Raw genomic sequence first — 12,422 nt, 5'->3', positions numbered from 1 at the left:
GGATCAGTCAACACATTTGGTGGCTGCCACACCGCATTCGCGAGCAAGCCCGCTCCCACATTTTTTCCGCGTTTTGTCAGTAGCCGCGCTCGAAATCCACTTCCCCGCGCAGCGCTTGCTTGGCCTGATACGCCCGCAGGTTCTGCACAAACAACTCCACCATCATCGGCGGCGAAGTCGGGGCCGAGCTGTGCCCGGTCAACAGCAAACCCCACGCCGTCCAGAACGGGTGGCGTTGCGGCAAAGGCTCCTGGCGGCACACGTCAATCACCGCGCCGGCCAGGTGCCCTTCTTTGAGCGCCTCGACCAGGTCGGCGTCCACCACCGCCACGCCGCGCCCAACGTTGATAAACAACCCGGTGGGCTTGAATTGCTTGAACAGCGCCGCGTCGTACAAATCATGGGTATCAGGCGTGTTGGGTAGCAGGTTGATCACGTAATCCACCTCCCCCACCAGCCGGCCCAATTGGTCCAGCCCGGCCACTTCGAGAAACGGTGCCTGCTCGCGGGCCTGGCTGGCGATGCCATACAGTTGCACGCCAAACGGCAGCAAAAACTCGGCCACGCTCTGGCCAATGTCACCGGTGCCAACGATCAGCGCCTTGCGCCCCGCCAGGCTCTGGCCCATGCGGTTATCCCACTTGCGCTCCACCTGGCTGACCAACCGCGCCAGCACTTCGCGCTCGTGGCCCAGCATGTAGGTGAGGACAAACTCGGCCATGACCTGGCCAAAAATGCCTACCGCGCGGGTCAGACGATAGTCGCGGGGCAAGCCATCGGCCAACAGTGGCGTGATGCCCGCCCAGGTCGATTGCAGCCATTGCGGGTGATGGCCCTGGCGCAGCAGGGTCGCCAACAGATCGGGCTGGCCCAGCCACACCGGGCAATCGGCGGCCAGGCGCGAAAGTTCGGCCGAGTCGCCGCTGGTCAGCACTTCAAGGTCTGGGGCGGCATCCCTGAGCAATTGGGCGTAGAGCGGATGATCCTGTTCAGCAATCAGAACACGCATGGTTCAAACCTTTGAAAAAACAGTGCAGACGGCCGCCCGCATCCTTACGGCCACCGTCCTCTAATACGATTCCATTGAAGCTGTGCCCTGAGGCGGGCACTGGTCGATCACATCGGGTCGTTGCGGCGCAGCAGCTCTTCGGGCAAGTGCTCGATGTACTCGTCCTCGGCCGGTGGCATCTGCAGGTGGTAGCCCTGCTTGTCGAGGTTTTCCAGCACCACGGTGATGTCTTCGCGCGACAGCTTGCGCTCCGGCGTCAGCACCATGTCAAAGGCGTGATGCGCCTTGCCGAAGGCTTCCATCAACGGCTCGGGCACGCGCTCCAGGGCATCGCTTTTGAGCACGTAGAGGTACATGCCGTCTTTTTTCTTGCTGCGGTAGATGGAGCAAATACGTTTCAAGGCTGTTCTCCGGCATTGGCCAGGCTGTCGAGCAACGCCTGGCCCATCAACTCGCGGCGCCAGCCACGCAGCGAGTCTGGCAATTGGTAAGGCCCATCGGGGTAGCCGCTTTTAACCAGGGCTTCGAGGGTTTTCTTGCGCAGCATCAGTTCCGGCGCCATGTCCAGGCGCTCGGCGAAGGTTTGGCCCAGGGCCCGCAGTTGCTTGATCAGCGCGGCGGCGTCCACGGGCAAAGGCTCAGCCACGGCAGGCGGCCATTGGTCCATGGGCACGCTACCGGCGCGCTTGATCAGGTCCAGCAGGAACTGGCCGTCCTGGCGCACGGTGCGCGGGTGCATGTCTTCGATCTTGCCCAGAGCGGCGAGGTTATCCGGCTGGGATTTGGCCAAGGGCCACAACGAGTGTTCGCGAACGATGCGGTTGCGCGGCAAGTCGCGGGCACGGGCCTGCTGCTCGCGCCAGGCGCACAGTTCACGCAGCACCGCCAGTTGGGCACGGGACAATTTCCACGCCAGCTTGGCGTCGCGGTACAGCTCGTAGGGGTCGATCTCGCGGCGCAGGTTGGCCACCAGTTCGGCGCCATCGTCCAATACCCAGGCGTATTTGTCGTCCGACAGTTGCGGGCGCAGGCGGGTGTAAACCTCGGCCAGGTGCACCGCGTCTTCGGCGGCGTAGCTGACCTGCGTCTCCGACAACGGCCGCTGCAGCCAGTCGGAGCGGGTTTCACCCTTGGGCAGCTCGATATCCAACACCGCCTGCACCAGGCGCGAGTAGCCCATGGAGAAACCGAGGTTGAGGTACGCCGCCGCCAATTGGGTGTCGAACAACGGCACCGGCAAGCTGCCGGTCAGGCGCAACAGCACTTCCAGGTCTTCGCTGCAGGCGTGCACCACCTTGATCACCGCTGGGTTTTCCAGCAAGGCGGCCAAAGGTTGCCAATTGTCGATGGTCAGGGGGTCGATCAGGTAAGCGCGCACGCCATCACCGATCTGGATCAGCCCGGCAATAGGGTAAAAGGTGTCGACCCGCATGAATTCGGTGTCGAGGGCGACGAATGGCAACTGCTGCCATTGGGCGCAATGCTGGCCGAGGCTATCGTTGTCGCAGATCCAGTGAATATCGATGGCCACACGGCTCTCCCTTGAAGAATGGCGCGCAGTATATATCGCGAAAGGGGCTTGCGAGCATCCGCAGTGCACACGCCATCATGAAAACTCCGACAGGAGATGAAGAATAGTCCGACAAAGGGACGTTATCCTCTCTTACGCAAAACGTAGACGCACCATAGTCGCGAGCCCGGCAGGAACTCTTGGTAGTTGAGGATTTTGAAGCCGGCTTGGCGAAACTCGCTCTCTACCGGCGTGCCCACGTTCACGGCCACAATCACGGTGTCGCGGCTGACGCGGTGAAACTCATGCAACAACATGAGTCGCGCATCGCTGTCGGGCACATGGCGAAACAAATCCAGGCAGAAAATGCAGTCCACCGCATTTGCCGAAAGGCCAATGGAAAACGCCGAGCCCTGGAATGTTTTGACACGCTTGAGCAACGCGCCCGGGTGATGGGTGCGCGCGTGATCGAGCATCGCCTGGGAGTTGTCCGAGGCCAGGATCACGCGGTTGACGTGTTCGGCCAGCACCGGCCAGAAGCGCCCGGAACCGCACGCCAGGTCGAGGATAAGCCCAGGCTCGCCCGCCACCTTCAGGGCTTGGCGCACCAGCCGCGCATCGCGCCACGCCGACAGGCGCTGCAAGAGCCTGGGCGGACGCGGGTCGCCACAGCCCCTGGCATGCTCACGGTCATAGCGCTCGGTGAATTCGGTCTCGATGGAGGATGGAGGTTGTGGCGACATCGCGGGCTCATGTGAATGAAACGGTAGTAAACGACCTTGATTCGCAGCTTAACCGCCGCAACGTGAAAAAAAGGTCGAAAGCCCCACCCCGCTAAAATCGATCATGCCTGGTGCAAATACCAGCGCCAATCCTGCTCCCCCACCTCGCCCATGAACTGGCGGTATTCGGCACGTTTGACCGCCAGGTAAACGCCGAGGAATTCACGCCCGAACGCGTCCGGTGCCCAGTGGGACGTTTCCAGCGCGCGCAAGGTGGTCAGCCAGTCGGTGGGCAGCAGTTCGTTGGCCTGGGCATAACCGTTGCCTTCCACCGGGGCACCGGGGTCGAGCTGTTCGCGGATGCCTCGATGAATGCCGGCCAGGATCGCGGCGGCCGCCAGGTAGGGGTTGGCGTCGGCGCCGCAGATACGGTGTTCGATATGCCGGGATTGAGCTGGGCCACCGGGCACGCGCAGGCTGACGGTGCGGTTGTCCACACCCCAGGTGGCGGCGAGCGGCGCATAGCTGTTGGTTTGGAAGCGCCGATAAGAGTTGGCGTTGGGGCAGAACATCAACAGTGAATCGAGCAAGGTACTGAGCATGCCGCCCACGGCCTGGCGCAGCAGCGGCGTACCGTCGGCCGCTTCACTGGCAAACAGGTTATTGCCCTGGGCATCGGCCAGGCTGACGTGCATGTGCATGCCGGTGCCGGCCAGGTCGTCGAACGGCTTGGCCATGAAACAGGCGGTCATTCCATGCTTGTGCGCCACGCCCTTGACCAGGCGCTTGTAGCGCACGGCTTCGTCCATCGCCTGCAGCGCATCGGTGCGGTGTTCGAGGGTGATTTCCACTTGGCCCGGCGCGTACTCGGAGATGGCCGTGCGCGCCGGAATCCCTTGCAGCTTGCAGGCGCTGTAGAGGTCAGCAAGAAACGGCTCGATCTGCTCCAGCTCGCGCAGGCCGTAGACTTGCGTCGAGCGCGGGCGATTGCCATCCACATCCCGCGCCGGTTGCGGGCGGCCGTTGCTGTCGGGCTTCTGGTCGAGCAGGTAGAACTCCAGCTCGGCCGCCATTACCGGGTAATAACCGTCGGCCTTGAGCGCCTCGATAACATTGGCCAGCAGGTGCCTGGGGTCGGCCACGGTGGCGGGCAGACCTTCGGTGGGGTGCATGCTGACTTGCACCGCCGCGGTGGGGATCAAGCGCCACGGCATGCGTTGCAAGCTGCCGCTGATCGGGTAGGCGCGGCAGTCGATATCCCCCACCTCCCAGACCAGCCCGGAGTTTTCTACGTCATCGCCATTGATGGTCAGGCCGAGGATGGTGCTGGGCAATGGCCGGCCACTTTCGTACACCGCCAGCAGTTCGTCGCGGTGCAGCAGCTTGCCGCGCGGTACGCCGTTGTTATCAAGGATAAACAGCTCGAACATCTCAATGTCGGGGTTCTGTTCAAGAAACGCCTGGGCTTCGTGCAGGCTGGCAAAAACACTCATGGGAATTCTCATACGTTTGTATCAGGCAAGCGCGCAGGCGCCGCCAGGCAGATGCGCACAGGTGCGCGTCATCCATGTGGGTAGATCAACGTAGGAGAGAGGTATCTGGCGGGCGCGCGTGTCGGCAATGGAACAAGGCCCAGAACGCAAGCGCAGACGGCAATGTCGCGGTGTGGTTGTCGGGGCGAACGTGCATGCGCAAGTCACAGTGATAGAGATACCGGAGCGTCACACGGTGGGATACGCGGGTCAATTCAGGCTTGACGGAGTTTGGTTGCAGTTTGGCTAAACATTCTGCCTGTAGGAGCGAGCTTGCTCGCGAAGATCGTCAACGATAACGCGGGGTGCCTGATTCACAGCGGCGCACTCAGGTTTTTCGCGAGCAAGCTCGCTCCTACAAAAAACGGGCATTATGGCGGCTTCGACCGTGCCCTAAGGATTCGACTCCATGAAAGCGCCTCTGGCCCTCTGTGTACTGGCAAGCCTGGCCAATGTCGCCCAGGCCGACACCGCCGCGTCACGCCTTGACGAAGTGATTGCACGCGGCACCCTCACCGTGTGCACCACCGGCGACTACAAGCCTTACACCTCACTGCGCAGCGACGGCAGCTATGAAGGCATCGACATTGCCATGGCCGAGTCCCTGGCCAAGAGCCTCAACGCCAAAATCAACTGGGTGCCCACCACCTGGAAAACCCTGATGCCAGACTTTCTGGCCCAACGCTGCGACATCGACGTGGGCGGTATTTCCGTGTCGTTGGAACGTCAGAAAAAAGCCTTCTTCAGCCAGTCGCTTGGGGTCGATGGCAAGATCCCACTGGTACGCTGCGCCGACGTGCAGCGCTACCAGACAGTGGAACAGATCAACCAGCCCCAGGTGCGAGTAATCGAACCGGCGGGCGGCACCAACGAAGTGTTTGCCCGTGCACACCTGGGCCAAACGCAAATTCGCCTGCATGACAACGTAACGATTTTTGATGAACTGCTGACGGGCAAGGCCGATGTGATGATTACCGACGCCAGCGAGGCGCGCTATCAACAGAAGCTCAAGCCTGGGTTGTGTGCGGTCAACCCGGAGCAACCCATGCAGTACAGTGAAAAAGCCTTTCTGCTGCCGCGCGATGATGTGGCCTGGAAGAGTTATGTGGATCAGTGGTTGCATTTGAATGTGGCGACGGGGGCGTATGCGGGGATTGTGGGGCAGTGGTTGGCTGCGCCATAAATGTGGCCCCACGATCCAAATGTGGGAGCTGGCTTGCCTGCGATTTGGCCATAAGTACCTACACAAAAAGCTGCTGCAGCCCAAGGTAACCACGATGCGAAGCGAGCCGCTCTTGATCTTGATCTGCTTTTGATCTTAGGCGCCCCGTTAAACCACGCTGGCCGGAATTCGCCAGGGATTTGGGGGGTAAACCGGCAGGGATGCCGGTTTAGCCGCCCCGCGCCATGGATGGCGCGTGGCGGCGGCCCCCCAAATCACTGGCGGATTACGGGCACACCGAGCCTAAGCGAGGTGCCGAGTGGTGGGGCAAGAGCGCTTTGCTTACTTTCGCGCTTTTCGAAAGTGAGCCGCCGTCAGGGCGGAACCCTAAGTGGCCGTTACCTAAATAACGGATATGTACCCGGTCCAACTGTGTTGACTGTTAGGCCGTCTTCGCGAGCAAGCCCCCCACACAGTTGGATTGTGGGGTGTCAGGTGGATAGATGTCGGCTGGGAGGCCGTCATCGCAGGCAAGCCAGCTCCCACATTTGGATCGCGGGGTGTCAGATAGAGATGCGTTGGCTGGCGGGCCCTACTCCTTGATCAACGCCACAAACGCCGCACACGCAGCACTGCGATACCCCCCCTTGCGGCTCAACAAGGCCGCAGTGCGCTGCGGCAACGCAAGCTCGATCGCCACGGCACGCAGGCCCGCCTGAGCCTCGGCCAATGCCCGGGGCAGGACAGTTGCCAGGGGCGTGCTGCGTACGATCTCGATAATCGCACTGATGGAATTGGCCTCCATGGCAATCTGCGGTTTAACCCCTTGCCGGTGGCAGTAATCGTCGATATAGCGGCGGGTGGCAAAGCCAGTGTTCAGCAGCACCAGAGGCTGTTCGAGCCAGGCCGGTTGTGTGCGTTCGGGATGACTGGCACTGACGACCAGGCTCAGCTCTTCGACAAACAGCGCCTCACAGTCGATCTCCACCCCATGCTCGCCAGTAAACCCGATGCCGATATCCAGCAGGTCCTCCCCCAGCGCGGCTTCGATACGGTCTTGGGTCAGTTCCTCGATGCTCAGGGTGATGCCGGGGTACAACGCATAGAACCGTGCCAGCAGAGGACCGATCAGGTAGGCGGTAAAGGTTGGCGTCATGGCCAGGCGCAAGTGCCCTCGGCGCAGGTCCTGCACGTCGTGTATCGCACGGGTGCCGGCCTGCAGATCCTGCAAGGCCAAGCGCGCATAGCGTACGTACGCCTGCCCCGCGTCGGTCAGGCTGATGCGGCGCCCGGTGCGGTCCAGCAGTGGCGCGCCCAGGTTTTCTTCCAGTTGCTTGATCTGCTGCGACAAGGTCGGTTGCGACACGTGCAGCGCCTCGGCAGCCCGCGTGAAGTTGCGATGCTCGGCAACGGCCAGCAAGTAACGGATATGACGCAACAGCATGGGCAGCGCTCCAACTATAGGCATAGCTTATAGACAGCATCATAAACCGGTCTTGGACGCTATAGCCGAAAACTTCCATCCTTGCCCCATCAGCGACGCAAGGAGAACCACCATGCAGCATCTCATCGACGGCTTTCGCAAATTCCAACGTGAAGCCTTTACCCCTCGCAGTGACTTGTTCAAACACCTGGCGACCACGCAAAACCCCGGCACCTTGTTCGTGTCCTGCTCTGACAGCCGCGTAGTCCCCGAGCTGTTGACCCAGCAGGAACCCGGTGACCTGTTCGTCATCCGTAACGCCGGCAACATAGTGCCGTCCTACGGCCCGGAGCCAGGCGGTGTGTCGGCCACGGTCGAATATGCCGTGGCGGTGCTGGGCGTCAGCGACATTGTGATTTGCGGGCACTCGGACTGCGGCGCGATGACTGCGATTTCCACCTGCAAATGCCTGGACCACCTGCCCGCCGTGGCCAACTGGCTGCGCCATGCCGAGTCGGCCAAGGTGATCAATGCAGCCCGCACGCATGCCTCAGACGCTGCCCGCCTGGATGCCTTGGTGCGTGAAAACGTGGTCGCCCAACTGGCTAATCTCAAAACCCACCCTTCGGTCGCCCTGGCGCTGGAACAAGGCCGGATGAACCTGCATGGCTGGGTGTACGACATCGAAACCGGCGCCATTGACGCTTTGGACGGGCACACCGGGCGCTTCGTCTCCCTGCTCGACCACCCCAGCACCCGCGCCCACGCCGCCTGATCCTTATTCAACCCAAGAGGAGTTCACCATGTTGCAATCCCAATTCGCCCAAACCCCACGCCTGGCCCTGGCCGACACCGTTATCGACCTCAAGGCACGCAAAAACCTGTCGTGGCAGGACCTCACCGACGGCACCGGGCTGAGCCTGGCGTTCGTCACCGCCGCGCTGCTCGGCCAGCACCCGCTGCCCAAGGAGGCGGCCGATATCGTGTGCGGTAAGCTCGGCCTCGACGAGGACGCCAGCCGCCTGCTGCAAAGCGTGCCCCTGCGCGGCAGTTTCCCAAGCGGTGTGCCGACCGACCCGACCATGTACCGTTTCTACGAAATGCTGCAGGTCTATGGCTCCACCCTCAAGGCCCTGGTGCATGAGCAGTTTGGCGACGGCATCATCAGCGCCATCAACTTCAAGCTCGATCTCAAGAAAGTCGAAGACCCGGACGGCGGCTCCCGTGCGGTCATCACCCTGGACGGTAAATACCTGCCAACTAAACCCTTCTGATTTGCCGCCAACCGTCTACGCTCTTGGCACACCAACAAGAACGAGGGACGGGTCAATGAAGAGACTGCTCCGATTCACCTGGCTGCTGCTGTTGTGTTGCAGCCAGGTGCATGCCGCAACGGCACAGGAAGCGGATGCCCAAGCCGCCAAGGCTCTGCTGGAAAAGGCCTTGGCGTACTACCACAAGCAAGGTGACAAGGCCTTCGCCGCCTTCAGCCGTCAGGGCGAGTTCATCGACCAGGACCGCTATGTGTTTGTGGTCGATACAAAAGGCGTGCTGCTGGCCAGTGGCGGGCCCTCCTCCGCGCTGATCGGTCGCGACGTGTCCGAGGTGCTCGGGCCCGACCTGCAAGCCTCGTTCAAACAAGCCCTTAGCGTGCCCGAAGGCCAGGGTATCCAGCAGGCTGACTATCGCTGGCAGAACTGGAATGACGGCAAGGTCGAACACAAGCATGTGTTTTATCAGCGGGTGGGCGAACGCATCCTGGCGGTCGGTTATTACTTGCCGCGCGCCACGCCGGAACAGGCACGGGCGCTGCGCAACAAGGCGGTGGAGGCGTTGGTAAAGGATGAAACCGGCACGCTCAAGGCGATCAACTCTTTGCAGGGCGGCTTCCTGCAAGATGATCTCTACGTATTCGTGGTGGACCTGAACACCCGGCGCTACGTCGCCCACGGCACCAACCTGCGCCTGATCAACACCGATTTCGCCAAGATCAATGACCCGGATGGCAAACCGGTGGGTGTGCCGATCCTCAAGATGATGGCCGAACAGGACCAGGGCGAATACAAATACCGCTGGAAAAACCCGGTGACGGGCAAGGTCGAGAACAAGCATGCGTATGTGCGCAAGAGCGGGCATTTCATGGTAGCGGTGGGGTATTACAGCCCCTGATCCTGATCGTTCCCACGCTCTGCGTGGGAACGCCGCGTGGGACGCTCCGCGTCCGCTTATCTAACTTTGTCTTCACGGCCACGCAGTACTCGGTTGGGCATCGCGATCGCAGCCGCCAACCCCAGCAGCGACACTGCCGCACTCACCATCAACAAATGCCGGAACGTCACCGCCAACTCGCCGCGCAACGCATCCTGCGCCGGGCCAGGTGCGGCGTTGAGGCCGTCGAGCAGTACGTTGCCGGAACTGCCTTCGGCCATCAGTGCGCCGTTTGCCAGATGGGCGAAGCTGGAATCGTGCAACAGCGCCAGCAGCAACGCCGACATGCAGGCCACCCCCACTGCCCCGCCCAGGGAGCGGAACAGGTTGGTGGTGCTGGTAGCGACGCCGATGTCCCGCTGTTCCACCGAGTTCTGCGTACCCACCAACGAGGTCGGGAACTGCATGCCGGCGGCGATACCGCACAACAACATGAATACGCTGGTGAGCACCACCGCCTGGGGCGCGCTGTAGGCCATGCCGAGAATCGCCAGTGGGCTCAACAACGCGCCGCTGAGGATCATCGGTTTGTAGCGGCCGGTCACCGAGGTCATGCGCCCGGCGAAATACGCGCCCATCGGCAAGCCCATCGCCAAGGGCAGCAAGTGCAAGGCCGCGCTGTCGGCACCGGCGCCGGTCACGCTCTGGTAACGCAGGGGCATCAGCACGGTCAGGGAAATCGCCTGGAAACTGGTGACAAAAATCGTGCACCAGCACAACACCGCGCTGCGGTTGGCAAACAAGTGCATGGGCAGCAGCGGCTCTTGCGCCCGGCGTTCGTGCCACACAAACGCGCTCAAGGCCAACAGGGCGCAGGCCAGCAACCCCAGCACTTGATCGTCATGCCACGAATGGCCCTGGCCGATTTCGGTGATGCCCAGCAACAAGGCAGTCAGGCCGATGATCATCAGCACCGTGCCGAGGTAATCGATGATGGGCTTGCGCTGCGGTACCGGCAGCCCCACCAGGGTGCGATGGGCGACGTACCAGGCGCCGGCGCCCAGTGGCAGGTTGATCAAAAACACCCAGCGCCACGACAGGTACTCGGTCATATAGCCGCCCAACACCGGCCCGGCCACGCTGGCTACCGCGTACATGCTGCTGAAATAGCCCTGATAACGCCCACGCTCGCGGGGAGCAATGATGTCGCCAATGATCGCCTGGCTCACCGAGACCATCCCACCCGCGCCGATGCCCTGCAGCACCCGCGCCAGCACCAGTTGCTCCATGCTTTGCGCCAGGCCACAGAACAGCGACGCCAGGGTGAACACGCCCATGCCGATCAGCATCATGGGCCGGCGCCCATACAAATCACCCAGTTTGCCGTAGATCGGTACCGCCACGGTCATCGCCACCATGTAGCCGGAGATCACCCAGGCCAGCAGGTTGACGTCATGGAACCGCGCGGAAATGGCCGGCATGGACACGGCAACAATGGTCTGGTCCAAGGCACCCAGGAAGATCGCCATCATCAGCGCAACCAGGATACTGCGCACGGCGGGGACGGTTGGAGCGGGCTGATTGAGGTGTGTCACGGCAGAACCTTCGAGCAGGGCCCACAGGCAACGGTCACCGGTGGGAATGCTCGATACGATAGCAGGCTATTCGATAGGCTCGTAAGGAAGGCCGACGTAATTTTCTGCGATGGTTTTGCGCCCGGCCTGGGAGTGAATGAAATAGTCCAGCTCGCTTTCAGCAATGCGTTGGCTGAAGGCGTCCGCCTGGGGAAACTGATGCAGCATCGAGGTCATCCACCAGGAAAACCGCTCGGCTTTCCACACCCGGCGCAGGCAGATTGCCGAGTACTTTTCCAGCAGGTCCAGGCGCCCTTCGCGGTACACCTTGAGCAAGATGCGGAACAAGGTGCTCACATCACTGGCCGCCAGGTTCAAGCCCTTGGCGCCGGTGGGCGGCACAATGTGCGCGGCATCGCCGAGCAGGAACAGTCGCCCGTACTGCATGGGTTCCACGACAAAGCTGCGCAGCGGCGCGATGCTTTTTTCGATCGAGGGGCCGGTCACCAATTGTTCGGCCAATGAGTTGGGCAGGCGGCTTTTGAGTTCATCCCAGAAACGTTCATCCGCCCAGTCTTCCAGCCTCTCTTCGACCGGCACTTGCAGGTAGTAACGGCTGCGGGTCGGCGACCGCATGCTGCACAGCGCAAAACCCCGCGTATGTTTGGCGTACACCAATTCGGCGTGTACCGGCGGCGTGTCAGCCAACACGCCCAGCCAGCCGAAGGGATAGACCCGCTCGAACACCTTCAGCGCTTGCGCCGGTATCGACTGGCGGGCCACACCATGGAAGCCATCGCAGCCGGCAATGTAGTCGCACTCCAGGCGATAGGCTTGGCCTTCATGCTCGAAGGTCAGCCACGGCTGTTCACTCTTCAGGTCATGGGGCTGAACATTGGAGGCTTCGTACAGGATGATAGCACCGGCGGCTGCGCGGGCGGCCATCAGGTCGCGGGTGACCTCGGTCTGACCGTAGATCATCACCGACTGACCGCCGGTCAAGGCCTTGAGGTCAATGGAGGTAAGTTGGCCATTGAGGGCAATGTCAAACCCGTCGTGCACCAAACCTTCGGCGTCCATGCGTTGGCTGACCCCGGCTTCGCGCAGCAGGTCGACCATGCCCTGCTCCAACACACCGGCGCGGATACGGCCTTGTACGTACTCGGCGCTCTGGCGCTCTAGAACAAGGGTTTGGATGCCAGCGTTGTGCAACAACTGGCCGAGCAGCAATCCGGAAGGACCGGCGCCAATAATGGCGACTTGAGTTTTAAGGGTTTTCATTATTTTTATGGCCTTCAAGCTTCACGCGAACGTATGGAGTGAAAGAGTTGTCATTGCTCTT

General features: G+C 61.7%; 12 protein-coding genes. 4 read left to right on the top strand and 8 right to left on the bottom strand.

The window, feature by feature from the left end; translation table 11 throughout:
• Positions 1-76: 76 nt before the first annotated feature.
• The 5 genes from N2A98_RS07640 to N2A98_RS07620 form a co-directional block, all read right to left on the bottom strand.
• Entirely contained in the window at positions 77-1,009 is a 933-nt protein-coding gene (locus tag N2A98_RS07640) for a D-2-hydroxyacid dehydrogenase (protein WP_078802714.1), read from the bottom strand.
• A 107-nt stretch (positions 1,010-1,116) separates the two neighbouring features.
• Positions 1,117-1,410, bottom strand: coding sequence for a YcgL domain-containing protein (locus tag N2A98_RS07635; protein ID WP_014717482.1), 294 nt, complete (start codon positions 1,408-1,410; stop codon positions 1,117-1,119).
• A complete protein-coding gene (rnd, locus tag N2A98_RS07630; RefSeq protein ID WP_078466639.1) occupies positions 1,407-2,540 on the bottom strand; it encodes a ribonuclease D in 1,134 nt (377 codons plus the stop codon). Before rnd ends, N2A98_RS07635 begins: the two co-directional genes overlap by 4 nt.
• A gap of 122 nt (positions 2,541-2,662) precedes the next feature.
• Entirely contained in the window at positions 2,663-3,262 is a 600-nt protein-coding gene (locus tag N2A98_RS07625; RefSeq protein WP_003189592.1) for a class I SAM-dependent methyltransferase, read from the bottom strand.
• Positions 3,263-3,363: 101 nt separating this feature from the next.
• Positions 3,364-4,734, bottom strand: coding sequence for a glutamine synthetase family protein (locus tag N2A98_RS07620; RefSeq protein WP_047710317.1), 1,371 nt, complete (start codon positions 4,732-4,734; stop codon positions 3,364-3,366).
• 448 nt (positions 4,735-5,182) lie between these two features.
• On the opposite strand from N2A98_RS07620, the gene N2A98_RS07610 reads away from it, so the two are divergent.
• Entirely contained in the window at positions 5,183-5,956 is a 774-nt protein-coding gene (locus N2A98_RS07610) for a transporter substrate-binding domain-containing protein (protein ID WP_275623218.1), read from the top strand.
• A gap of 571 nt (positions 5,957-6,527) precedes the next feature.
• On the opposite strand, the gene cynR is transcribed toward N2A98_RS07610, so the two are convergent.
• Positions 6,528-7,379: a transcriptional regulator CynR gene (gene cynR, locus N2A98_RS07605; protein ID WP_275623217.1), complete on the bottom strand. Its 852-nt coding sequence runs from the start codon at positions 7,377-7,379 to the stop codon at positions 6,528-6,530.
• Between the two features lie 112 nt (positions 7,380-7,491).
• Between cynR and N2A98_RS07600 the strand changes: the two genes are divergently transcribed.
• From N2A98_RS07600 to N2A98_RS07590, 3 genes are read left to right on the top strand one after another with little or no spacing between them, the layout of a single operon-like run.
• Positions 7,492-8,133, top strand: a complete 642-nt coding sequence (locus N2A98_RS07600) for a carbonic anhydrase (RefSeq protein WP_275623216.1) — start codon at positions 7,492-7,494, stop codon at positions 8,131-8,133.
• 28 nt (positions 8,134-8,161) lie between these two features.
• Positions 8,162-8,632, top strand: a complete 471-nt coding sequence (gene cynS, locus N2A98_RS07595) for a cyanase (RefSeq protein ID WP_044273493.1) — start codon at positions 8,162-8,164, stop codon at positions 8,630-8,632.
• A 55-nt stretch (positions 8,633-8,687) separates the two neighbouring features.
• Positions 8,688-9,527 carry a cache domain-containing protein gene (locus N2A98_RS07590; RefSeq protein ID WP_275623215.1) on the top strand — a complete coding sequence of 280 codons (840 nt, stop codon included), beginning with the start codon at positions 8,688-8,690 and terminating at the stop codon, positions 9,525-9,527.
• Positions 9,528-9,583: 56 nt separating this feature from the next.
• Here N2A98_RS07590 and N2A98_RS07585 read toward each other — a convergent pair whose 3' ends face one another.
• Together N2A98_RS07585 and pobA are read right to left on the bottom strand one after the other, a co-directional pair.
• On the bottom strand, positions 9,584-11,101 hold the full coding sequence (locus N2A98_RS07585; protein ID WP_275623214.1) for an MDR family MFS transporter: 1,518 nt from the start codon (positions 11,099-11,101) through the stop codon (positions 9,584-9,586).
• Positions 11,102-11,167: 66 nt separating this feature from the next.
• Positions 11,168-12,361, bottom strand: a complete 1,194-nt coding sequence (gene pobA, locus N2A98_RS07580; RefSeq protein ID WP_275623213.1) for a 4-hydroxybenzoate 3-monooxygenase — start codon at positions 12,359-12,361, stop codon at positions 11,168-11,170.
• Positions 12,362-12,422 lie beyond the last annotated feature (61 nt).

Source organism: Pseudomonas sp. FJ2-5-13 (assembly GCF_029201605.1).
Lineage (GTDB): Bacteria > Pseudomonadota > Gammaproteobacteria > Pseudomonadales > Pseudomonadaceae > Aquipseudomonas > Aquipseudomonas lactis.
Note: the sequence above shows the minus strand (reverse complement) of the source record. Positions and strands in the feature narration are given on the sequence as shown.

Coding starts and splice junctions, on each gene's coding strand:
- N2A98_RS07640 (WP_078802714.1), bottom strand. CDS start 1,009: ATGCGTGTTCTGATTGCTGAACAGGATCATCCGCTCTACGCCCAATTG.
- N2A98_RS07625 (WP_003189592.1), bottom strand. CDS start 3,262: ATGTCGCCACAACCTCCATCCTCCATCGAGACCGAATTCACCGAGCGC.
- N2A98_RS07620 (WP_047710317.1), bottom strand. CDS start 4,734: ATGAGTGTTTTTGCCAGCCTGCACGAAGCCCAGGCGTTTCTTGAACAG.
- N2A98_RS07610 (WP_275623218.1), top strand. CDS start 5,183: ATGAAAGCGCCTCTGGCCCTCTGTGTACTGGCAAGCCTGGCCAATGTC.
- cynR (WP_275623217.1), bottom strand. CDS start 7,379: ATGCTGTTGCGTCATATCCGTTACTTGCTGGCCGTTGCCGAGCATCGC.
- N2A98_RS07600 (WP_275623216.1), top strand. CDS start 7,492: ATGCAGCATCTCATCGACGGCTTTCGCAAATTCCAACGTGAAGCCTTT.
- cynS (WP_044273493.1), top strand. CDS start 8,162: ATGTTGCAATCCCAATTCGCCCAAACCCCACGCCTGGCCCTGGCCGAC.
- N2A98_RS07590 (WP_275623215.1), top strand. CDS start 8,688: ATGAAGAGACTGCTCCGATTCACCTGGCTGCTGCTGTTGTGTTGCAGC.
- pobA (WP_275623213.1), bottom strand. CDS start 12,361: ATGAAAACCCTTAAAACTCAAGTCGCCATTATTGGCGCCGGTCCTTCC.